The 20,058-nt window shown below is 59.0% G+C and carries 21 protein-coding genes and 1 tRNA gene; 9 read left to right on the top strand and 13 right to left on the bottom strand.

Translation table 11 applies throughout. The features are described from left to right. Window positions 1–98 precede the first annotated feature (98 nt). Complete coding sequence (locus tag C0058_RS23925; RefSeq protein WP_102369691.1) at window positions 99–902, bottom strand: cytochrome c; 804 nt, start codon at window positions 900–902, stop codon at window positions 99–101. Window positions 903–1,583: 681 nt separating this feature from the next. Between C0058_RS23925 and C0058_RS23920 the strand changes: the two genes are divergently transcribed. From C0058_RS23920 to C0058_RS23910, 3 genes are all read left to right on the top strand, one after another. Further along, window positions 1,584–2,789 carry an acetyl-CoA C-acetyltransferase gene (locus C0058_RS23920; RefSeq protein WP_102369690.1) on the top strand — a complete coding sequence of 402 codons (1,206 nt, stop codon included), beginning with the start codon at window positions 1,584–1,586 and terminating at the stop codon, window positions 2,787–2,789. Between the two features lie 16 nt (window positions 2,790–2,805). Then, window positions 2,806–4,950 (top strand): 3-hydroxyacyl-CoA dehydrogenase NAD-binding domain-containing protein, encoded by a 2,145-nt coding sequence (locus tag C0058_RS23915; RefSeq protein WP_102369689.1) that lies wholly within the window; start codon window positions 2,806–2,808, stop codon window positions 4,948–4,950. Window positions 4,951–5,045: 95 nt separating this feature from the next. Further along, on the top strand, window positions 5,046–5,774 hold the full coding sequence (locus tag C0058_RS23910) for an amidotransferase (protein WP_087692757.1): 729 nt from the start codon (window positions 5,046–5,048) through the stop codon (window positions 5,772–5,774). A gap of 164 nt (window positions 5,775–5,938) precedes the next feature. On the opposite strand, the gene C0058_RS23905 is transcribed toward C0058_RS23910, so the two are convergent. From C0058_RS23905 to C0058_RS23895, 3 genes are all read right to left on the bottom strand, one after another. After that, window positions 5,939–6,910: a magnesium and cobalt transport protein CorA gene (locus tag C0058_RS23905; RefSeq protein ID WP_004371189.1), complete on the bottom strand. Its 972-nt coding sequence runs from the start codon at window positions 6,908–6,910 to the stop codon at window positions 5,939–5,941. A gap of 71 nt (window positions 6,911–6,981) precedes the next feature. Continuing rightward, window positions 6,982–7,737: a 1-acyl-sn-glycerol-3-phosphate acyltransferase gene (locus C0058_RS23900; protein ID WP_102369688.1), complete on the bottom strand. Its 756-nt coding sequence runs from the start codon at window positions 7,735–7,737 to the stop codon at window positions 6,982–6,984. A 215-nt stretch (window positions 7,738–7,952) separates the two neighbouring features. After that, complete coding sequence (locus C0058_RS23895; protein WP_102369687.1) at window positions 7,953–8,642, bottom strand: crotonase/enoyl-CoA hydratase family protein; 690 nt, start codon at window positions 8,640–8,642, stop codon at window positions 7,953–7,955. A gap of 333 nt (window positions 8,643–8,975) precedes the next feature. On the opposite strand from C0058_RS23895, the gene C0058_RS23890 reads away from it, so the two are divergent. The 3 genes from C0058_RS23890 (at window position 8,976) to C0058_RS23880 (ending at window position 9,872) form a co-directional block, all read left to right on the top strand. Then, window positions 8,976–9,065: transfer RNA gene (locus tag C0058_RS23890), tRNA-Ser, on the top strand. 111 nt (window positions 9,066–9,176) lie between these two features. Continuing rightward, window positions 9,177–9,410: a DUF4160 domain-containing protein gene (locus C0058_RS23885; RefSeq protein ID WP_087692755.1), complete on the top strand. Its 234-nt coding sequence runs from the start codon at window positions 9,177–9,179 to the stop codon at window positions 9,408–9,410. 3 nt (window positions 9,411–9,413) lie between these two features. Then, window positions 9,414–9,872, top strand: a complete 459-nt coding sequence (locus tag C0058_RS23880) for a DUF2442 domain-containing protein (RefSeq protein WP_087692754.1) — start codon at window positions 9,414–9,416, stop codon at window positions 9,870–9,872. Window positions 9,873–9,947: 75 nt separating this feature from the next. Here the strand turns inward: C0058_RS23880 and C0058_RS23875 are convergent, their stop codons facing one another. The 6 genes from C0058_RS23875 to C0058_RS23850 all read right to left on the bottom strand — a co-directional run bounded on the left by C0058_RS23875 (window position 9,948) and on the right by C0058_RS23850 (window position 14,287). Continuing rightward, complete coding sequence (locus tag C0058_RS23875; protein WP_102369686.1) at window positions 9,948–10,217, bottom strand: short-chain dehydrogenase; 270 nt, start codon at window positions 10,215–10,217, stop codon at window positions 9,948–9,950. Window positions 10,218–10,548: 331 nt separating this feature from the next. Beyond that, window positions 10,549–10,902 carry a gamma-glutamylcyclotransferase family protein gene (locus tag C0058_RS23870; RefSeq protein ID WP_087692752.1) on the bottom strand — a complete coding sequence of 118 codons (354 nt, stop codon included), beginning with the start codon at window positions 10,900–10,902 and terminating at the stop codon, window positions 10,549–10,551. A gap of 17 nt (window positions 10,903–10,919) precedes the next feature. Continuing rightward, on the bottom strand, window positions 10,920–11,582 hold the full coding sequence (locus tag C0058_RS23865; RefSeq protein ID WP_102369685.1) for a M24 family metallopeptidase: 663 nt from the start codon (window positions 11,580–11,582) through the stop codon (window positions 10,920–10,922). 158 nt (window positions 11,583–11,740) lie between these two features. Beyond that, complete coding sequence (locus tag C0058_RS32685) at window positions 11,741–12,583, bottom strand: hypothetical protein (protein ID WP_158660303.1); 843 nt, start codon at window positions 12,581–12,583, stop codon at window positions 11,741–11,743. 186 nt (window positions 12,584–12,769) lie between these two features. Further along, complete coding sequence (locus C0058_RS23855) at window positions 12,770–13,348, bottom strand: DUF4337 domain-containing protein (RefSeq protein ID WP_102369684.1); 579 nt, start codon at window positions 13,346–13,348, stop codon at window positions 12,770–12,772. Window positions 13,349–13,402: 54 nt separating this feature from the next. Next, complete coding sequence (locus C0058_RS23850) at window positions 13,403–14,287, bottom strand: LysR family transcriptional regulator (protein ID WP_102369683.1); 885 nt, start codon at window positions 14,285–14,287, stop codon at window positions 13,403–13,405. A 96-nt stretch (window positions 14,288–14,383) separates the two neighbouring features. Between C0058_RS23850 and C0058_RS23845 the strand changes: the two genes are divergently transcribed. Next, window positions 14,384–15,352: an SDR family oxidoreductase gene (locus C0058_RS23845; RefSeq protein ID WP_102369682.1), complete on the top strand. Its 969-nt coding sequence runs from the start codon at window positions 14,384–14,386 to the stop codon at window positions 15,350–15,352. Here C0058_RS23845 and C0058_RS23840 read toward each other — a convergent pair. Next, on the bottom strand, window positions 15,339–15,695 hold the full coding sequence (locus C0058_RS23840) for a DUF2784 domain-containing protein (RefSeq protein ID WP_102369681.1): 357 nt from the start codon (window positions 15,693–15,695) through the stop codon (window positions 15,339–15,341). The genes C0058_RS23845 and C0058_RS23840 overlap by 14 nt on opposite strands. A gap of 136 nt (window positions 15,696–15,831) precedes the next feature. On the opposite strand from C0058_RS23840, the gene C0058_RS23835 reads away from it, so the two are divergent. Beyond that, entirely contained in the window at window positions 15,832–16,518 is a 687-nt protein-coding gene (locus C0058_RS23835) for an HAD-IA family hydrolase (protein ID WP_004371166.1), read from the top strand. A 117-nt stretch (window positions 16,519–16,635) separates the two neighbouring features. Here C0058_RS23835 and C0058_RS23830 read toward each other — a convergent pair whose 3' ends face one another. Both C0058_RS23830 and C0058_RS23825 read right to left on the bottom strand, forming a co-directional pair. Next, window positions 16,636–17,028: a YbaN family protein gene (locus C0058_RS23830; RefSeq protein WP_087692745.1), complete on the bottom strand. Its 393-nt coding sequence runs from the start codon at window positions 17,026–17,028 to the stop codon at window positions 16,636–16,638. Window positions 17,029–17,048: 20 nt separating this feature from the next. Continuing rightward, window positions 17,049–17,636: a YecA family protein gene (locus tag C0058_RS23825; protein WP_004371163.1), complete on the bottom strand. Its 588-nt coding sequence runs from the start codon at window positions 17,634–17,636 to the stop codon at window positions 17,049–17,051. 276 nt (window positions 17,637–17,912) lie between these two features. On the opposite strand from C0058_RS23825, the gene recQ reads away from it, so the two are divergent. Next, the gene (recQ, locus tag C0058_RS23820; RefSeq protein WP_004371161.1) at window positions 17,913–20,039 is read left to right on the top strand and encodes a DNA helicase RecQ; all 2,127 of its coding nucleotides are present in this window, start codon (window positions 17,913–17,915) and stop codon (window positions 20,037–20,039) included. The last annotated feature ends 19 nt before the right edge of the window (window positions 20,040–20,058 follow it).

Raw genomic sequence — 20,058 nt, 5'->3', positions numbered from 1 at the left:
GGGAGAGAGGGAGCTGTGTGTAGCAGGAAAGCTCTCTGTGCCAGGAAAGCTTTTTGTGGCGAGGGAGCAAGCTCCCTCGCCATAGATTTACCTGAGCCTTAAGGCTGCTTTCTGCCCGCCATATGCTTCAAATACCCCACCAGCAGATCCAGGTCCGCATCCGGCAGCACGCTGGTGGCAAACGCCGGCATCTTCGCCTGTGGCCAGTGCCGCATGCTTTGCGGATCGCGGATGTAGCGCTTGAGGAAATCCCCGGCAAAATATTCAGTGGGGTTGTAAGGAATATTCAGGTCCGGCCCCACCTGCGCATCGCCGGCCCCGTTCAGGCGATGACATGCCAGGCAGTTCTTCTGGAACAGTGCGAACCCCTGATTCACCGGGTCATTCGCCGCCAGTTTCGGATCCGGCAACAACGCCGGGAAGCGCTCCGCCACCGTCTTCAACTGCTTGATCCCGGAAATCTGAAACGGCCATTGCTCAGGGCTGATATGCCCGGCCTGTGGATCGGTCCACACCAGGTAAAACGGCCCGGCACTGGGCTTGCCGTCTGCCAGTGGCGGCCACGGATGCGCCGGATCTTCCACCGCCAGCCAGGCCCGCGCGCCGCTTTTTGATAGCAGCGGTGCCGCCGTCAGTTCCGCGGCAAAGCCGTCGAGGGCCACTGCCTGCAGATGGTTTTCCGGCGTGATGCCCGGCAACAGTGCTGCCAGCGGCACTGCGCGATACGTCATGTTGCGCTTGTAGGAAACGTCATCAACGATCTGCACCGTCTGCACATCCCGACGCTTGAGCAGTTCGGTGGTTTCCCAGGTTTTGCTGGCGTGATCCAGCTCGACGGTCAATTTCGCGGCGTGCGCCGGCAAGGCCAGCAGCAGGATCAGGAGGACGATGATCTGTTTCAAGGAAGGGCCACATATCGGAAAAGGCGGTGGAACTCACGATACCGCAAAATCACAAAATCTCGGCGCGCAAAACGGCAGCCCCTGACGGGATCGCTATACGCAATATCCCGAAAGGCGCTGCCAAAGGCTGCGATCCTGGCGCTGTGTCTGCGCAGAATGTGGGGTGTGAGAGGTCACCCAATGACCTTGGTGAGGTTGGGCAAGATCAGAATCAGGGTGGTGGCGAACAGAATAAGTCCCGCCTGACGTACTTTCGAATGCTTGAACATGGCTGACTGCCTTTTGTTGTTATTCCTGAGCGTCAAATGCGTGCCGGTCGATTCAACTATGACGGTGCTACATGACTCTTTTCTTACAGTTCCTACAGGTGCTCCAGCAAAACCCGGCAGCAACCTTTAACTTCTCTTACAGATTCAACCTTAGAGCCCTCGTTCTACACGGCTTAGATCCATTTCATCTCATCAACTTAATAAAACTTATTAAAAAGGCATGAGGCCAATTGCCAGCCAGACGCCAGCCCTACGGCTAGACAGCTAAAACGATTAATCAGCCGATTCCCGTAGCCTCCTACCGTTCGTCTGAGCGTGAGCGTCAAGGTCAATGAGCGGTTCGGTCATTGAATCCGGCGCCCCGGCGCCTAAGGTAAGGGCACGATTCGTTGCATAGTGATTCGAGGACGTCATGACCCAAGCTTTGATCTTTGATGCGATACGCACGCCCCGGGGCAAAGGCAAGGCGGATGGCGCCCTGCACAGCGTCAAGCCGGTGAACCTGGTGGCCGGTTTGCTGACGGCACTGCAACAGCGCACCGACCTCGACACCCGGCAGGTGGATGACATCGTCCTGGGCTGTGTCACACCGATTGGCGACCAGGGCGCCGACATCGCCAAGACCGCCGCCTTGGTGGCGGACTGGGATATCAGCGTCGCCGGTGTGCAGATCAACCGGTTTTGCGCCTCGGGCCTGGAAGCCGTGAACCTCGGCGCGATGAAAGTGCGCTCCGGCTTTGAAGACCTCGTGGTGGTGGGCGGCGTCGAGTCCATGTCCCGAGTGCCCATGGGCAGTGACGGCGGCGCCTGGGTGCTCGACCCGCAAACCAATATGCACAGCCACTTCACCCCGCAAGGCATCGGTGCCGACCTGATCGCCACCCTGGAAGGCTTCACCCGCCAGGACGTCGACGCCTTTGCCCTGCACTCACAGCAGAAAGCGGCGCGGGCCAGATCAGACGGTTCCTTCAACAAGTCGCTGATCGCCGTGCAGGACCAAAATGGCATTGTGCTGCTGGATCATGACGAATTCATCCGTGCCGACTCCACCCTCGAAGGCCTGGGCAAACTCAAGCCCAGCTTCGAAATGATGGGCCAGATGGGCTTCGACGCCACGGCGTTGCGGGTCTACAGCCACGTCGAACGCATCAATCACGTGCACACACCGGGCAACAGTTCCGGGATCGTCGATGGCGCGGCGCTGATGCTGATCGGTTCTGAAGCCAAAGGTCGCGAACTCGGCCTGCAACCCCGGGCGCGGATCGTCGCCACCGCTGTCACCAGTACCGACCCCACCATCATGTTGACCGGCCCGGCACCGGCAACCCGCAAGGCACTGGCCAAGGCGGGTTTGCGGGTTGAAGACATCGACCTGTTCGAGGTCAACGAAGCGTTTGCGTCGGTGGTGCTCAAGTTCATCAAGGACATGGGCATCGACGCCGCCCGGGTCAACGTCAACGGTGGTTCCATCGCCATGGGCCACCCGCTGGGCGCCACGGGCTGCGCGATTCTCGGCACCTTGCTCGATGAGCTGGAGGTGCGCCAGCAGCGTTATGGCCTAGCCACCCTGTGTGTCGGCGGCGGCATGGGTATCGCCACTATCATCGAACGCCTCTGAGCCTAAGGAATCAGTCATGACCGGTGCCATTCGTTACGAAAAGGGCCAGGACCAGATTGTGGTGCTGACCATCGACATGCCCGGCCAGAGCGCCAACACCATGAACGGGGTGTACCGCGAGGCCATGGCGGCCACCGTCGCCCGCCTGGACGCCGAGAAGGATTCGATTGCGGGCGTGATCATCACCTCGGCGAAGAAGACCTTCTTTGCCGGCGGCGACCTTAATGAACTGATCAAGGTCGACAAGCCCCACGCCAAGGATTTCTACGACAGCGTGCTGGTGCTGAAGGCGCAACTGCGCACCCTGGAAACCCTCGGCAAACCGGTAGTGGCCGCGGTCAACGGCGCAGCGCTGGGCGGTGGCTGGGAGATCTGCCTGGCGTGCCAGCACCGTGTGGCGCTGGACCACAAGTCGGTACAGATTGGCCTGCCGGAAGTCACCCTCGGGCTTTTGCCGGGTGGCGGCGGTGTGGTGCGCATGGTGCGGATGCTGGGCCTGGAAAAAGCCTTGCCCTACTTGCTGGAAGGCAAAAAGATTACGCCGCAGCAGGCGCTGCAAGCCGGGTTGATTGATGAGCTGGCGGCAGACCGTGACGAGCTGCTGGCCAAGTCCCGGGCGTGGATTCTGGCCAACCCCGAGGCGAAACAGCGTTGGGATATCAAGGGCTACCAGATCCCGGGTGGTACGCCGTCCAACCCGAAAGTCGCGCAAATGCTCGCCATTGCGCCATCGATCCTGCGCGCCAAAACCAACGGCTGCTTCCCGGCCCCGGAGAAAATCCTCTGCGCCGCCGTGGAAGGTGCCCAGGTGGATTTCGACACCGCGCACTTGATCGAGACCCGCTACTTCACCGAGCTGGTCACCGGGCAAGTGGCGAAAAACATGATTGGCACCTTCTGGTTACAGCTCAATGAAATCAATGCCGGCAGTTCGCGGCCCAAGGGCTTTGCGCCGTATGTGACACGCAAGGTCGGCGTGCTCGGCGCCGGGATGATGGGCGCGGGCATTGCCTACGTCAGCGCCTCGGCGGGCATTGAGGTGGTGCTCAAGGACGTCAGCCAGGCGGCGGCAGAGAAGGGCAAGGCCCACTCGGCCACGTTGCTGGACAAGAAGGTCGGGCGTGGGCAATTGACCGCCGAACAGCGGGAAACCATCCTCGCGCGGATTGTTTCTACCGAATCCGACGCCGATCTTGCCGGCTGCGACCTGATCATCGAAGCCGTCTTCGAGGATCGGGAACTCAAGGCCAAGGTCTCGGCGGCCGCGCAAAGCGTGGTGGGTGCCGAAGCGGTGATCGCCTCCAACACCTCCACCTTGCCCATCAGCGGGTTAGCCACCGCCGTTCCAGACCAGGGCAAGTTTATCGGCCTGCATTTCTTCAGCCCGGTGGACAAAATGCCCCTGGTGGAAATCATCAAGGGCGCCCGCACCAGCGACGAAACCCTGGCGCGGGGATTCGACTTCGTACTGCAAATCAAGAAAACCCCGATCGTGGTCAACGACAGCCGCGGCTTCTTCACCTCGCGGGTGTTCGGCACCTTCACCAACGAAGGCATCGCCATGCTCGGCGAAGGCGTGGCCGCACCGATGATCGAGACCGAGTCACGCAAGGCCGGCATGCCGGTGGGGCCGCTGGCGGTCTCTGACGAAGTTTCCCTCAGCCTGATGAGCCATATCCGTCAACAGACGGCCAAGGACTTACAGGCCGAAGGCAAGCCGTTACCGCAGCACCCGGCGTTTGCCGTGATCGACCTGTTGCTCAATGAATACAAGCGCCCGGGCAAGGCGGCGGGTGGCGGTTTCTACGAGTACCCGGCGGGCGGGCAGAAACACCTGTGGTCGGAGCTGAAAAACCGCTTCGAAAAGCCTGGCCAACAGATCTCGCCGCAAGACGTGCGTGACCGTTTGCTGTTCATCCAGGCCATCGAAACCGTGCGCTGTGAGGAGGAGGGCGTGTTGATGTCGACGGCTGATGCCAACGTCGGCTCGATCTTCGGTATCGGTTTTGCCGCCTGGAGCGGCGGAGCGCTGCAATTCATCAACCAGTACGGCCTGAACGATTTCGTCGCCCGCGCCCGCTACCTGGCCGAGCAATATGGTGAGCGCTTCACGCCGCCGGCGCTGCTGTTGGAGAAAGCTGCACAGAACGCGACCTTCTGACGCTTTTGGGCATGTGCGGGGCTTGCCTTGAAAGGGTATTTCAAGGCAGGCTCTGGGGGTGTTCATTATTCCCATCGCCGTGTCAGGTATTTTTTATGTCGTTACGCGTGTGCATCCTGGAAACCGATATCCTGCGTCCTGGGCTGATCGATCAGTACCAAGGGTACGGGCAGATGTTCAAGCGCCTGTTCTCCAAACAGCCGATTGCCGCCGAGTTCGTCATCTATAACGTGGTGCAGGGTGAATACCCGGCGGATGAAGAAGTGTTCGACGCGTACCTGGTGACGGGCAGCAAGGCCGACTCCTTTGGCACCGATCCGTGGATCCAGACCCTCAAGACCTACCTGCTGGACCGCCATGCCCGCGGCGACAAGCTGATCGGCATCTGCTTCGGCCACCAGTTGCTGGCGCTGCTGTTGGGCGGCAAGACCGAGCGGGCGACCAAGGGCTGGGGCATGGGCATCCATGACTACAAACTGAACGCCAAGGCACCGTGGATGAGCCCGGTGGTGGAAGAACTGACGCTGTTGATCAGCCACCAGGACCAGGTCACCACCTTGCCGGAAAACGCCACCGTGATCGCCTCCAGCGAGTTTTGCCCGTTTGCGGCGTACCACATTGAAGACCAGGTGCTGTGCTTCCAGGGCCACCCGGAATTTATCCACGACTATTCCCGCGAGTTGCTGGAGATTCTTCAGACAACGCTGGGGGAGAAGGTCTACACCAACGGTGTGGCCAGCCTGGAACGAGACCACCACGGCGTCACCGTGGCGGAATGGATGATGCGGTTTGTGGCGCACAAACCAAAAGCAGGAGCGGCCTGAAACCGTCCAGGGCAAGAAGCACGGTCTTCAAGGCAAAGCAGATTAATGTAGGAGCTGGCTTGCCTGCGATAGCATCACCTTGGTGTAACTGACAAACCGAGGTGCCTGCATCGCAGGCAAGCCAGCTCCCACACTTTTGATCTTCAGCAAATGAGCTGGGTTTGTTACAGCCAGCCTGAACGCTTGAAGCTGGCCCACAAACTTGTACACCCCACCGCAATAAACCCCAGCACCGCAAAATAGCCGTAGTGCCATTGCAGCTCCGGCATGTTCTGGAAGTTCATCCCGTAAATCCCGGCCACCGCCGTCGGGAACGCCAGAATCGCTGCCCACGCGGCAAACTTGCGTTGCACCACGCTTTGGCGCGAGGCTTCCAGCAACACCCCAATCTCGATGGTCTGGCTGGCGATATCCCGCAAGGTGGTCAGGTCTTCCATCTGCCGGGTGACGTGAATCTGCACATCGCGAAAGTACGGACGCATGTTCTTGTCGATAAACGGGAAGCTCAGTTTCTGCAATTCCTGACTGATCTCCACCATCGGTGCTACATAGCGCTTCAGTCGCAGCACATCGCGGCGCAGGCCGTGGAGCTTCTGGATATCCGCTTCACTCAGGGAGTTGCACAACACGTTGCGCTCCAGTTCATCGACCTCGGCATGAATCGCCTCGCTCACCGGCTGGTAGTTCTCGGTAACAAAATCCAGCAGCGCATAGAGTACGAAATCTTCCCCATGCTCCAGCAACAGCGGTCGCGCCTCACAGCGCTGGCGCACATAGCCGTAGGATGCCGAGTGGCCGTTGCGGGCGGTGATGATGTAGCCGTTGCCGGCAAAGATATGGGTTTCGATAAACTCCAGCTTGCCGTTATCGCGCACCGGCGAATAGGTCACGATAAACAGCGCGTCGCCGAAGGTTTCAAGCTTGGGGCGGCTGTGTTTTTCCAGGGCGTCTTCGATGGCCAGTTCGTGCAGGTTGAACTGGCGCTGCAGGTTGGCCAGTTCCAGGGCGCTGGGCTCCTCCAGGCCGATCCACACAAAGTGGTCAGGCTTGGCGGCCCACGCGGCGCCTTCGTCGAGGGTGATATCAGTGACTTTCTTTCCGGCGCTATAGACGGCGGCCGCAACAACTCTACCCATAGTGCTGATCGCTTCTTCTTGAATGGCAGATGACAACTGTCAGGCAGCTTAGCTGCCCTGCCCAATCAGAGTCAGCAAATTCGGCGGGGTTCAGCCGTGATTGCAGGCGTGGTTTGCAGCTCGCGGTCCATCGCCTCGATGCAGTCGCGCATTTGCTCGCGACAGGTCTGCATTAACAGCGGCATGTCATCCATCGTCAGCCCCTTCGTAGGAATTGGCGGTAACGAGCGAATCAGAATATCGCCACTGTTCCAGCTATTGAGCTTCATCTGCTTCACATAGGTGCTGACACACACCTGCACAATCGGCACGCCTGCGGCGATCGCCATCTGGAACGCGCCTTTCTTGAACGGCAGCAGGGTTTCACCGAAGTTGCGCGTGCCTTCCGGGAACACCCAGATCGAGGTGTCGGCATGCTGCAAGGTGTGGGTGGTGGTCAGCATCGAACGCCGCGCCTTGTGCGCATTGCCCCGGTCGATCAACACATTGCCCGCCAGCCAGAACAACTGTCCGAACAACGGCACCCACTTCAGGCTCTTCTTGCCGATACACACCGTGCGGTACGGCACCACGGTGCCGAACACAAACAGGTCGTAGTTGGATTGATGGTTGGCGATGATCACGCAACTGCTGGGCTTGTGACGCAGCGAGTCGACATCGGCCTTCACTCGCAGGCGCAATAGCCACATCGCCGGCACCGCATACAGGCGCGCGCAGTAACGGCTGTTGTCTGGATTGAACGGCCGACAGATCCCCAGCAGCACGCCCAGTACGCCCGCAATCATAAAATGCAGGCCCATCAACAACATGCGTAACAAAAAAAGCATCGACACAGCCCATCGGGACAAAAGGTGGCGCAGTGTACGGATGTGCACTGTATTCGGCAATTGCCCCTATAGAGTCAGAAGATAGGCGATGTTTAAGCGCATGTTTCAACATGCTGTGACAGACACTGTCTAGAGCGGTTGTAGGCAATCCGGAATTCTTTGTAAGAAAAAGCCCGACTCAAGGTCGGGCTTCGATTCAGCAGGCGTAGGTTTAATTAACCCAAGTGGCCTTGGTCCTGAATGATCGCATCATCCAGGGCTTCCAGCAGCGCCTTACGCACCTTCAGCTTGGTGTGCTTGTGGGCGTTCATATTGATCTTCTTCAACTGGCGAGCGGCTTCCAGTGCGGCTGCCTGCAACTCTTCCGGCGCCACCACCTTGTCCAGGAACCCGGCGCCCAATGCGTCCTGCGGGTTAAACATCTCGGCATTGATCACCGAACGGTGGAACGCCGACTTACGCAGACGATCCCGCGCCAGCTCGATCCCGGCGTGATGCATGGTCATGCCGATCATCACTTCATTCAGGCCAATGCTGAACGGTCCGTCTACACCGATCCGGTAATCCGCCGACAACAGCAGGAATGCCCCCTTGGCCACCGCGTGCCCGGGGCACGCCACGATCACCGGGAAGGGGTGCGACAACAGGCGGCGGGCGAGGGTGGAGCCCGACGTCACCAGGCTCACGGCTTCTTTAGGGCCGGCGGTCATCACCTTCAAATCATAGCCACCGGACAAAATCCCCGGCGTGCCCGTAATGATCACCACCGCCCGATCCTTCTCGGCCTGATCCAGCGCTTGATTAAACGCACTGACCACTGCCGGCGAAATGGCATTCACCTTGCCGTTGCTCAGGGTCAGGGTCGCGATACCGTCTTCGAGGTGGTAGGCAATCAACTCACTCATGACGCGATTCCTTGTAATGCTTGTAATAGAAGGACAGACGGCAGACGTTACCCACCGCGCCCGCCCTGGTAAAGCGCCATGACTGACTACCCAGTCAGACTTTTCCCCCATGCCCACCCGCAGGCGGCCTTCGGCAAGGCGCAGCAGCTACTATAGACAAGCGCCGCGAGTGCCCGAGAATGGCAGAATCGCCGTGGTGTGCGTGGCGCCGCAGAGGGCTGGAACGGCATAACCGCCTAAGCGCATGAAAATTCTGAAAAAAACCTTTGCCATCGGAAAAGCTTTCGACTACATTAGCGCGCCTCGACAGACTGAATCAGTTTGACGAGATACGGTGAAGTGTCCGAGTGGCTTAAGGAGCACGCCTGGAAAGTGTGTATACAAGAAATTGTATCGAGAGTTCGAATCTCTCCTTCACCGCCAAATTCGATGTAAACAAAACCCCTGGTTTCGAGAGAAGCCAGGGGTTTTGTGGTTTCTGGGGTTTGAATACAGGGTTGTGCTAGAGAAAAATTTTCTCTAGCATCTGTCCCGATGGCTACCCTTCACAGTGAACGAAACTGGAAAATAAAAATCTATCCCGACGACCACGCGCCGCCGCACTTTCACGTGCAAACGCCGGACGGAGAGTCGTTGGTTCAGATAGAAGGGCTGGTGGTTCTCGGCAAAGGTGCCGAAACCAAGGCCTTGAAAGCTGCCCTGCTTTGGGCAAAAGTCCATACCACTGATCTTTGGCGCGTATGGAATGAACAAAACCGGAGGAACTGACTTATGACCAGCAAGCTTCGCATCTCTGCTGTGCAACCAGTTGCCGGCAAGCATGCCATCGAAATTGAGTGGAATAACGGTAAGCGGCACACCGTTGATCTCACTGATCACATAAATACCTTCCCGATTCTAAAACCCCTTCAGGACTTGGCTCTATTTGGTCGGGTTGAAGTCGGTGAGTGGGGCTTTGACGTGACTTGGGGCAATGACCTGGAGTTGTCCTCTGTCACCTTGCATCGTTTGGCGCTGGAACAGTCCGGCGAGGTCATGCTGACGCAGGACTTCAGAAAGTGGATGCTCAGCAACAATCTGTCGCTCTCCGCTGCGGCTGTGGAACTAGGCTTCACTCGTAGGACCATTACTTCCTACAGCAGCGGGGCCGCTCTGATTCCCAAGCATGTAGGGTTGGCGTGTAAGGGGTGGGAGTACGAGCATAAGGCTCGTGGCACACGTTGCGTTTAGGTTGGTAATGTTCGCAAAAAAGGGATGACTGAGAGGTCGCCCCTTTTTCGTTTGTGCGGGATCAAGCCAATGGGTTTAGGAACACCGCATAGCCATGCGCAGACCTATCACATCCAGCAAATCACAACCATCGCGCAACGGAATCGAACACAGCAGTGAAAAGTCACTGAGCACAACCGTATCGCTGCTGATTTCTGCACGCAGCGCCAGATTTTCAAGAACTTGAGTAACAGCGCGAATTCGATAACCGGCAGCGTCAAGCAGTACGTCCAGCGGCGCGGTGGTATCTACAAAAAGGGCAGGTGTCTCGCAATCGTTGCTGGTGAGGGGCATGTATTGATTCATATGTGATGTCCGTTCTCTTAAGGAGGAGAGTAGCCACACATTTGTCGCCAAACAAAAGGTGGCAGCTGTACGCGGGTTGGCGAACCGGAAAAAGACGGACAATGCCGGCAGACCCGAAGGTCTCCCGCGCACAGCTACCATTGGGTAGCTTATTGCGCGCAGGAGCATCCCGCAAATTAGCCGGGAGGCTTCTGCCGTCTTATAGTCGAGTCGCCAAACCCGGTCGCTATGAGAGCGACCGGCGAACTATATGCCCCACGTCACAAACCCGGCAGGGCACTCCTTCCGATTGATCTGTAGGAAATCACTCCGATTGGCCCACTGCACGCTCTCAAGCCTGCACATACACCCAAGCCGTCAACCCCGAAGCCAGCCCCACCGAAACCCGCTTATAGTCCGACACCTCATACGCATCCGCCGCCGCGAGCTCCTTCTCGGTAATCTGAAACACCATCCCCTCAACACTGTCCTCATTCCGCCCGCTCGGAGCAACGATCGGATGATGGGTCTTGCCACTGGCCGCCAACACCTCGGGATCGGTAATCTCCACCCAGCTTTTTGAATACCCCAGCATCGCATCCTGCTGACCCACCAACTCCCGCCCAAAGTTGGACAGTTGCACGGCTTTGTCCTGCAACGTGCCGTAAGAAAACAACAGCACGGGAAATTCGGTCGAGCGTTCCATCTTTATTCCTTGAAAAATTAAGCCAGCAAATCTTCGTAAAACGCACCATAAGCCCCGCTCGGGTGCGCGATCTGTATCTCCAGAATCCACAGCCCTTCATTCGGATACTGGTCAAAATCCCCAAGATCACCGCCACGGTAAATCGCATGGGGAAAGTCGCTGACGCGGTGCCCTTTGATGTCCAGGTTCAGCACCCAACCCATTTCCTTCGCTTGCTCTTCGGCAAAACGATACAGCTCCAGGCCGACGACTTTGTCGTTCCTCCAGCGCCGCTCAACCCGATCAAACAGCTCTTTTGCCGCGCTCGCACATGCCTTCATCTCGGGGTCGTTACCGGTGCTGAATGTCGCCCCCGCATCACCTTCATGGCCTTGCCACACGGCGCCCATGTCGATGAAGTAGATGTCGTTTTCCCCCAGCACCGGGTCGCCGTCGGAGCGTTCCTTGAAGGTCTTGAGGGTGTTGGCGCCAAAGCGCACCAGCAGGGGGTGCCAGATGCGCTGCATGTCGAGGTCGGCGAGGACTTTTTTGCCGAGTTCGCGGGCTTCGGATTCGAGCATGCCGGGGCGGATGAGCCTGGACAGCGCTTCGATGGCGCGCCAGGTCATGGCCTGTGCGTAGCGCATTGACTCGATGCTGTAGGCGGCGCCCACAGCTTCCTTGGATGATTGTGCGGTCACCGGCTTTTCCTCGGCTTTATAGTGTCAGGCGTTATGCGTTTTACTATATAGCGAGTAGGTGTAGGACCCCAAGCGGATATGCCGGAATATGCCGATGTTTTCTGACGCGAGGGGGCTGGTGAATATAAGTGAGTCTAGGAGGAGGGGGTATCAGATGGTCAGTAGAAGATTCCCGCAAGATTGCCCTTTTCTACGAATTCACGCGGCTCGCGTAAAATTTGCTCCAGAATTGAGAGTCTCGAGCTGCCTTCTTCGCGTAGAAGGGTACCGACGAGTAGGCCTCTTTTAAGCGTCGCGAGCCCTGCGCCCGCCTTTCGGCTTCCTGGATGCTCAAAGCTCCACTTTGCCAGATTTCCATCCAGAAGCTGTCGGCCCGCAGTGTCTCGGAAGGTTTTGTTTGCGAAGTCGTAATAAGCATTTCGTACCTCCGGCACGTAGAAGGTCAGGGATTCATAGGTCGTTTTAATCATACGCTGGATATTGCCAAGCGTGTCACCCTCAACCCAGCTCAGCGACGGAATGCCCAGTTGTTCATCACCGTCAATTTGCCGCAGATGGGGTCGGACATGGTCAGTTGTTTTGTGTTTGAGGGCGGATGAAAGCATTGCATCGGTTCTGCGGCGCGTTGCTATGTCCGATAGTCCGTCCGGGTCACCGATAAACTCGCGCTTTGTATTGGCTGCGAAGGCCCCCACAGCGGCGTATATACCGTTACCACCTCTGCCTGGCTCAACCCAACTTACATCAATCCAAACCTTTTTTGGCTTCACCATCACGGAGAAGTAGTTTCCATTCATCCCTTCCGTACGAAAGGTATAAACCTCCGTATCGGAATAGATTTTCTCAACCTCAAAGCCGATAAATTTGGTGCCGAGGCTCACTTCCGGCATTAACTCAGTCAGGTATTTGGTGCTACTGGTCTGGTAGAGAAACAGGTCCTCCACTTGAGCGAAGATCTGAAGGCATTCTGCCGCGAAGTAATCATCCAGTGAGGTGTTCAACGTTACAGGGCTTCTGGCATCCGGGACGCACTGACTGAATTCGTTTTCTCCCATCAATAGTCAACTTTCCAGGTTGCGAGCGATGGCGAGTTTTATAGTCGGTTTGGTTTGGTGATAGCTATCAGCGAAATACGACGATACGTGACGCCGTATTTCTGCTTCCGAAGGGCGATGAAAATCCAGCTCTCAAATATGCAACCATGCCATCCCGCCGAGCACCACGCTCACACTGCCAGCGGTGTAGGCCATGCGCTTCAACCATTCCTTCCTTGTCAGCAAGGTAATTGCCGCCAGCGAAATCGCGATCTGAATCGCGGTCATTGCCTGTGCCCAGCGGTGATGTTGATGCAATGCTTGCTCTGACTTTTCATCCCATTCCTTCGACGTGGCTTCAAGCTTTTCGGCCTGTTTGCGCACGTCTTCCTTCTGGGTTTTGTAACGCTCGATCTCGTCGGTGTAGTGCTTGGCATCAACCCCCGGAATATGGGTCGCCAGCTCGGCGAGGTTCTGCCGGCTGGATTTGGCCTGGTAGTAGTTCCACTGGTTGGCGGCTTCGGTCTTGAAGATGGCGGCGTTGTTTTTGTCCATCGCCGCTTCGCTTTCGGTGGAGCCGGCCTGGTAGCTGAGCATGGCGCCGACGGTGGCCATGATGGCGGTCATCACGGCGATGCGGCTGGCGAAATTGTCTCCGCTGCGGTGGGCATGTTCGGTGGCGTGTTCGACGTGTTTTTCGTGGGGGCTGGGGACTTCGAAGGCTTCGGACATGGGGGCGTCTATGAAGGGTTTGAGGGACTCTGATTCTTCACCAGCGAAGCTGTCTCAATCCTGTACGTAATGCTGCAAACCGGCCACCAGGGCGTCAAAGGTGACGCGGCAGCGCGGGCTGTTGCGCAGGTCTTCGTGCATGGTGACCCAGGTGTCCAGTTGCAGGGCAAATGCGTCCGGCAGCACTCGGCTCAGGCGGGCGTCTTGCCGGGCCAGTTTGACCTGGCAGCCACCGATGCCGGCGCCGGCGCGGATCAGGGACAGTTGTGCGAGGTCGCTGTCGCTGCTGAGGGAAAAGGCGCTGCGGTCGAAGCCTTTGACGGCCAGGCTGCGGATGAAGGCGCTTTCCTGGTCGTAGCCGATGACTGAATGAGCTGAGAGATCATTCAGGCCCTGGGGGATGCCATGTTGTTGCAGGTAGTCGTTGCGCGCATGCAGGCCGACTTCGATAACGCCGATCCTTTTCGCCAGAAGTTGTTCCTGGCTGGGTCGGACCATTCGCACGGCGATGTCGGCCTCCAGTTGCAGCAGGTCCAGCAGGCGATTGCTCAGCACCAGTTCGACCTTGAGGTGCGGGTGCTGCTGGCGCAGTCGGGTGATGATCGGCGGCAGGACTTCCACGCCGATCACTTCGCTGGCAGACACTCGTACCACGCCGCGCACTTCGGGGCCTTGGGGCGACGCGGCGCGCTCAAGTGCGGCGGCGGTGGTTTCCATGGTTTCGGCATGGGTGCGCAGGGTGAGGGCGACCGCCGTGGGCAACAGGCCGCTGGCGGAGCGGGTGAACAGCACTACGTTGAGGGATTTTTCCAGCGCAGCGATGTGCCGCCCGACCGTGGGCTGCGTGATGCCGAGCTGCCGTGCGGCCCCCGACAACGATCCTTCCTTGAGTACCCCGAGGAACGACCGGTAAAGCTCCCAACCAATATTTGATGCCATGCATAAATGTATAGCGTCTGGATGATCTTCGGCAATTCCTCTATAGCTCGCCGGCAAACAGAATCGCCCCATCACACAACCCTCAGGGGAAAAAGCATGAACAAGGTTCTGGTATTGGGCGCGACAGGCGGGATTGGTGGCGAGGTGGCGCGGCAGTTGTTCGCTGCCGGCTGGCAGGTATGTGCCCTGACTAGAGATGTGGATAAGGCCCACAAACAGAACGCCGATTTCACCTGGATAAAAGGTGATGCGCTGAACCGTGGGGAAGTCGTCGCAGCGGCCCGGGGTTGTTCGGTGATCGTGCATGCGGTGAATCCGCCCGGTTACCAGCGCTGGGCGGAGCTGGTGCTGCCGATGATCGACAACAGCATCGCGGCGGCAGTCGCGGAAGGGGCGACGATTGTCTTGCCAGGCACGGTGTACAACTTCGGGCCTGATGCCTTTGCGCGGTTGGAGGAAGATTCGCCGCAGCATCCACTTACCCGCAAGGGCGCGATCCGGGTGGAGATGGAGCAGCGTTTGCTTGAGGCGACCCAACAGGGCGCACGGGCGCTGATCGTGCGGGCAGGCGATTTTTTCGGCGCCAAGGCCGGCAGCAGCTGGTTTTCCCAAGGCCTGGTCAAGCCCGCAAAACCGGTGGCCAACGTGAGCTATCCAGGGGCGCCGGGCGTGGGGCATCAGTGGGCTTACCTGCCTGATGTGGCGAGGACCATGGTCGAGTTGATTGCACGCCGCGACAGCCTTGATGCCTTCGCCCGTTTTCATATGGCGGGGCACATAGATGCCGATGGTCGGCAGATGAGCCAGGCGATTCAGCGGGTGGTGTCACGCAGGACCGGCCAACAGCCTTCTGTACGTGCTTTCCCGTGGTGGCTGCTGAAACTGGCCGCGCCCTTTGTCACCACCTTCCGCGAGATGCAGGAGATGCGCTACCTGTGGCAAACCGAGGTATGCATGGATAACCGCCGCCTGGTGCAGGTGCTGGGCAGCGAACCGCACACGCCTCTGGATGAAGCGGTTGAGGCGACGTTGGCGGGCATCGGCTGTCTGCCTAGCGGCGCTTGATCAACCGCACATACACCGCGATGTTGATCAACAGCACCAGCGCGCCCAGCCCCAATTGAATCTGCGGCGTCAGCCCGGCCGGATAGATCAGGGTCAGGATGTAATGCTCGATGAAGCCACTCCCATAACCATCCTGTCCGGCCAAATGACGAAACAGATTTTCCCAGCGGGTCAGCGGGCAGGGCAGGTGGAACACTTCCACCGCAACGCCCCAGGCAGCCGCGGGCAAGTGCAACCACATCACGGGCCGCCATTTGAGCGCGAGCAAACCGCCAAACAGCACGAACAGAATGAACGACAAGTGAAACAGCACCAGGCCGTCGGCGCAAAGGCGGTAGAGCATTGAGGGCACTTCCATGGGTAAGGCAGATATTCTAAAGGGCAGTACTGCCAGTCGGAAGCTTAACGGTTGCTTGCAGGCAAGGCGGGCCGTTATTGTGCTGAATCCTTTTAGTCCTTTTGCCCACGGATCTGTAGTGATGAATGCACCGCGTACCGCTGTCCCGATCAAGGCTGTCATTTTCGATATGGACGGGTTGTTGCTGGACACAGAAGGCATCTACACCGAAGTCACACAGATCATCGCCGAACGCTATGGCCGTACCTATGACTGGGGGATCAAGCAGCACATCATTGGTCGCGGCGCCCAGGACCTGGCGGATTACGTGGTCAAGGCGCTGGACCTGCCGATTACCCCCGCAGAATTCCTGGTGATCCGCGAGCCGCTGATGAGCGAGCGTTTCCCCAAGGCCTTGGGCATGCCGGGTGCTGAGGCGCTGGTGCGGCATTTGAAGGCGCATAACATTCCGATTGCCGTGGGCACCAGTTCGTCGCGCAACTCGTTTGGCCACAAGACTACGTTGCACCGTGAGTGGTTTGGGTTGTTCGACACCATCGTCACGGCGGATGACCCGGAGGTCGGGGCGGCCAAGCCGGCGCCGGATATCTTCCTGACGGCGGCGCGCCGCTTGGGTGTGGCACCGGAGGATTGCCTGGTGTTTGAGGATTCGCCGTTTGGCGTGACGGCGGCCAAGGCTGCGCACATGACCGCGATTGCGGTGCCGGATGAGGCGATGGCGGACAGCAAGTATCACCATGCTGACCAGATTATTCGCAAGTTGGCTGACTTTGATTTGGCGGCGTATGGCTTGCCGCCGATGCGTTGATCCCTCTGAAGCGACTGGATTAAAAATGTGGGAGCGGGCTTGCTCGCGAATACGGTGTGTCAGCCGATACATGTGCTGACTGATCCACCGTATTCGCGAGCAAGCCCGCTCCCACATTTAGTCCTGCGGAGCCTTGGCCAATGTCTTCTGCCGCAAAATATAAACCGTCACCAACACCGCACTGGTCAGCATGAACCCTCGCGCCCAGATCAGCGGCACCAGGTAGCAGGAAAAACCGATACTCACCCACATCAACCCAATGGCATACACCTTGCCCTTGAGCGGAATCCCGTTGCCATCCAGATAGTCACGAATCCACGGCCCCAGGCGCGGGTGTTCCACCAGCCAGCGGTAGAAGCGCGGGGAGCTACGGGCAAAGCAGGCGGCAGCCAGCAGAAGGAAGGGGGTAGTGGGCAGCACCGGCAGGAAGATGCCGATTACCCCGAGCGCCACGCTCAACCAGCCGATGGCCAGCAGAACGTAACGCAGGATCGCGGAACGGTTGCCCATGGGCGCCACGGGCAACGGTCTTAGTGGTGGCGAGGCTTGAGGATCGCCGGCTTTTCGTCAGGTGCGTTGCACAGCAGGTACAGGGCGGTCAGCGCTTCCGGGATCTGAACGATCATGTCGTCCATCAGGTTGGCGTCGGCGGCGATGTCGGAGAACTCAGGTTGCTCGTCGAACAGGCCGGAACCGACCATGATCGGCAGCAGCATTTCGCTGACTTCTTCTTCAGCCGTTTCGAACCAGGCCTCTTCACGCAGGAACACGCCTTCCATGAAACCGATGCACCAGCCGCGCAGTTCGGAGTCGTCCGGGTCTTCGCCCAGGTCCAGGTCGCAAGGCAGTTCGAACTCTTCATCGGAAGCCAGTTGGCGGCCAATGTGAGCCTTGAGGGCCAGCAGGGTCGATTCGATTTCTTCGCGCTGGGCGGCATCACTGTAGTGAGGCTCTTCGGAGAACAGGGCGTCGATCCATTCACGGTCGGGAACGACATCGGAGCAGATCGACAGCGCGGTCAGATAGCCGTGGGCGGCCACGTAGTCCAGCGCCTCGTCGTGCAGCTCATCGGCATCGAGGAAGGCTTGCAGGCGGGTTAGTTGCTCAGCGAAGGACATTGACGGACTACCTTGGGAATAAACGATGGGCAATTCTAGGCTTTCTTGAGCTGCCAGGCCAGCCGCAGCACAGATTTGAGAGGTATTTGAGCCCGGCGGCAATTCACCAACGGCACCCTTTGCCGGGTAACGCTCGGGTATACTGCCGCGTTTTGTGATGCCCCTGCAGGCCAAGCGCCAGTCGCGGGAAAAGTTCGCTTACGGATTATTTCCCGCTCAAGCGTGCTTTTTCGACCAGCCTGTACAGAGGGATTTCGGCGATATTTGGAGTTTTTCATGCTCGAGCAGGCTCAACGCGTCCTCAAGGACATCTTCGGCTACGACAGTTTTCGTGGCCGCCAGGGTGCGATCATTGAGCGCGTGGCCAACGGCGGCGATGCCCTGGTGCTGATGCCTACCGGCGGCGGCAAGTCGCTGTGCTTCCAGGTACCGGCACTCCTGCGGGAAGGGCTTGCGGTGGTGGTGTCGCCGTTGATCGCCCTGATGGACGACCAGGTGGCCACCCTTGAAGAGCTCGGCGTGGCGGCCGCTTCGCTGAACTCCACCCTCAGCGCCGAACAGCAGCGTGACCTCGCCGCCCGGATCAAGCGCGGCGAAGTGAAGATGCTTTACCTCGCCCCCGAGCGCCTGGTGCAGCCACGGATGCTGGCGTTCCTGCAGAGCCTGGAAATCGCCCTGTTCGCCATCGACGAAGCCCACTGTGTGTCCCAATGGGGCCACGATTTCCGTCGTGAATACCTGCAGCTGGGCCAACTGGCGGAACTGTTCCCCAACGTCCCGCGCATCGCCCTGACCGCCACCGCCGACAAACGGACCCGCGAAGAAATCGTCGAGCGCCTGCACCTGCAGAACGCCGAGCGCTTCCTCTCGAGCTTCGACCGGCCGAATATCTTTTACCGCATTGTGCCCAAGGAGCAGCCGCGCAAGCAGTTGCTGGCGTTCCTCTCCGATCGGCGCAGCGACGCCGGCATTGTCTATTGCCTGTCGCGCAAGAAGGTCGATGAGGTCGCCGCATTCCTCAGTGAACAAGGCTACCCGGCACTGCCGTATCACGCGGGGTTGCCCAACGAACTGCGGGCCTACCACCAGAAGCGCTTCCTCAACGAGGAAGGCCTGATCATGGTCGCCACCATCGCGTTCGGCATGGGCATCGACAAATCCAACGTGCGCTTCGTGGCCCATATGGATCTGCCCAAATCCCTCGAGGCGTACTACCAGGAAACCGGGCGTGCCGGCCGTGACGGCCTGCCGGCGGATGCGTGGATGGTCTACGGCCTGCAAGACGTGGTGATGCTCAAGCAGATGCTGCAGAACTCCGAAGGCGACGAGCGCCACAAGCGCCTGGAACAGCACAAGCTCGACGCGATGCTGTCGCTGTGTGAAGAAACCCGCTGCCGTCGCCAGACCTTGCTCGCCTACTTCGACGAAGACATGCCCAAGCCCTGCGGCCACTGCGACAACTGCGTGGACGGCGTGCAGACCTGGGACGCCACCGAGCCGGCGCGCCAGGCGTTGTCGGCGATCTACCGCACCGGCCAGCGCTATGGCGTCGGCCACCTGGTGGACGTGTTGCTGGGCAAGGACAATGAAAAGATTCGCAGCTTCGGCCACGAAAAACTCTCGGTCTACGGTGTGGGCAAGGCCCGCGCCGAAGGCGAGTGGCGCTCGCTGTTCCGGCAGATGGTCGCCCGTGGCCTGGTGGACATCGACCTGGAAGGCTACGGCGGCCTGCGCCTGAACGACAGTTGCCGGCCGCTGCTCAAGGGCGAAGTCAGCCTGGAGCTGCGCCGCGACCTCAAGCCGCAAACCACCGCCAAGAGCAGCACCAGCCAGGCCAGCCAACTGGTGCGTTTCGAAGAGCGCGAACAGTGGGAAGCCCTGCGCGCGCTGCGTAAGAAGTTGGCGCAGGAACACAGCGTGCCGCCTTACGTCATCTTCCCGGACTCCACCTTGCTGGAAATGCTCCGCGACCATCCCACTACCCTCGGCGAGATGGCCAGGGTCAGCGGCGTCGGTGCGCGCAAGCTGGAGCGTTATGGCCAGGCCTTCCTCGAAGTGCTCGGCGGCCAGGTCGAGGCGCCGAAAGAGGTCGCCGACATCCGCCACGAGTTGATCAGCCTCGCCCGTGCCGGCATGACCCCGATCCAGATTGCCGGGCAGCTGCAGTGCTCGGAAAAGAACGTCTACACCTTGCTCGCCGAGTCCATTGGCAAGCAGCAGTTGTCGTTGGAGCAGGCCCTTGATCTGCCGGAAGATTTGCTCGGTGAAATCCAGGATGCATTCCTGGATGGAGAAGGCGAATTGCCACCCGTTTCCGAGATTGCGCCGCTGTTTACCGGCCGCGTTCCCGAGGGCGTTTTGTACTGCGTAAGGGCCGCTTTGCAGTCGGAATTCGAGATTTGATGTGCCAATTACGACAATG

It is taken from the genome of Pseudomonas sp. NC02 (assembly GCF_002874965.1).
In the GTDB taxonomy this organism is placed as follows: domain Bacteria; phylum Pseudomonadota; class Gammaproteobacteria; order Pseudomonadales; family Pseudomonadaceae; genus Aquipseudomonas.
This window is presented reverse-complemented; position numbering and strand designations above follow the sequence as displayed.

What these genes read in the sequence shown, in the direction of transcription:
- C0058_RS23920 (WP_102369690.1), top strand. Translation starts at nt 1,584, where the DNA reads ATGACCCAAGCTTTGATCTTTGATGCGATACGCACGCCCCGGGGCAAA.
- C0058_RS23915 (WP_102369689.1), top strand. Translation starts at nt 2,806, where the DNA reads ATGACCGGTGCCATTCGTTACGAAAAGGGCCAGGACCAGATTGTGGTG.
- C0058_RS23910 (WP_087692757.1), top strand. Translation starts at nt 5,046, where the DNA reads ATGTCGTTACGCGTGTGCATCCTGGAAACCGATATCCTGCGTCCTGGG.
- C0058_RS23905 (WP_004371189.1), bottom strand. Translation starts at nt 6,910, where the DNA reads ATGGGTAGAGTTGTTGCGGCCGCCGTCTATAGCGCCGGAAAGAAAGTC.
- C0058_RS23900 (WP_102369688.1), bottom strand. Translation starts at nt 7,737, where the DNA reads ATGCTTTTTTTGTTACGCATGTTGTTGATGGGCCTGCATTTTATGATT.
- C0058_RS23895 (WP_102369687.1), bottom strand. Translation starts at nt 8,642, where the DNA reads ATGAGTGAGTTGATTGCCTACCACCTCGAAGACGGTATCGCGACCCTG.
- C0058_RS23885 (WP_087692755.1), top strand. Translation starts at nt 9,177, where the DNA reads ATGGCTACCCTTCACAGTGAACGAAACTGGAAAATAAAAATCTATCCC.
- C0058_RS23880 (WP_087692754.1), top strand. Translation starts at nt 9,414, where the DNA reads ATGACCAGCAAGCTTCGCATCTCTGCTGTGCAACCAGTTGCCGGCAAG.
- C0058_RS23875 (WP_102369686.1), bottom strand. Translation starts at nt 10,217, where the DNA reads ATGAATCAATACATGCCCCTCACCAGCAACGATTGCGAGACACCTGCC.
- C0058_RS23870 (WP_087692752.1), bottom strand. Translation starts at nt 10,902, where the DNA reads ATGGAACGCTCGACCGAATTTCCCGTGCTGTTGTTTTCTTACGGCACG.
- C0058_RS23855 (WP_102369684.1), bottom strand. Translation starts at nt 13,348, where the DNA reads ATGTCCGAAGCCTTCGAAGTCCCCAGCCCCCACGAAAAACACGTCGAA.
- C0058_RS23850 (WP_102369683.1), bottom strand. Translation starts at nt 14,287, where the DNA reads ATGGCATCAAATATTGGTTGGGAGCTTTACCGGTCGTTCCTCGGGGTA.
- C0058_RS23845 (WP_102369682.1), top strand. Translation starts at nt 14,384, where the DNA reads ATGAACAAGGTTCTGGTATTGGGCGCGACAGGCGGGATTGGTGGCGAG.
- C0058_RS23840 (WP_102369681.1), bottom strand. Translation starts at nt 15,695, where the DNA reads ATGCTCTACCGCCTTTGCGCCGACGGCCTGGTGCTGTTTCACTTGTCG.
- C0058_RS23835 (WP_004371166.1), top strand. Translation starts at nt 15,832, where the DNA reads ATGAATGCACCGCGTACCGCTGTCCCGATCAAGGCTGTCATTTTCGAT.
- C0058_RS23830 (WP_087692745.1), bottom strand. Translation starts at nt 17,028, where the DNA reads ATGGGCAACCGTTCCGCGATCCTGCGTTACGTTCTGCTGGCCATCGGC.
- C0058_RS23825 (WP_004371163.1), bottom strand. Translation starts at nt 17,636, where the DNA reads ATGTCCTTCGCTGAGCAACTAACCCGCCTGCAAGCCTTCCTCGATGCC.
- recQ (WP_004371161.1), top strand. Translation starts at nt 17,913, where the DNA reads ATGCTCGAGCAGGCTCAACGCGTCCTCAAGGACATCTTCGGCTACGAC.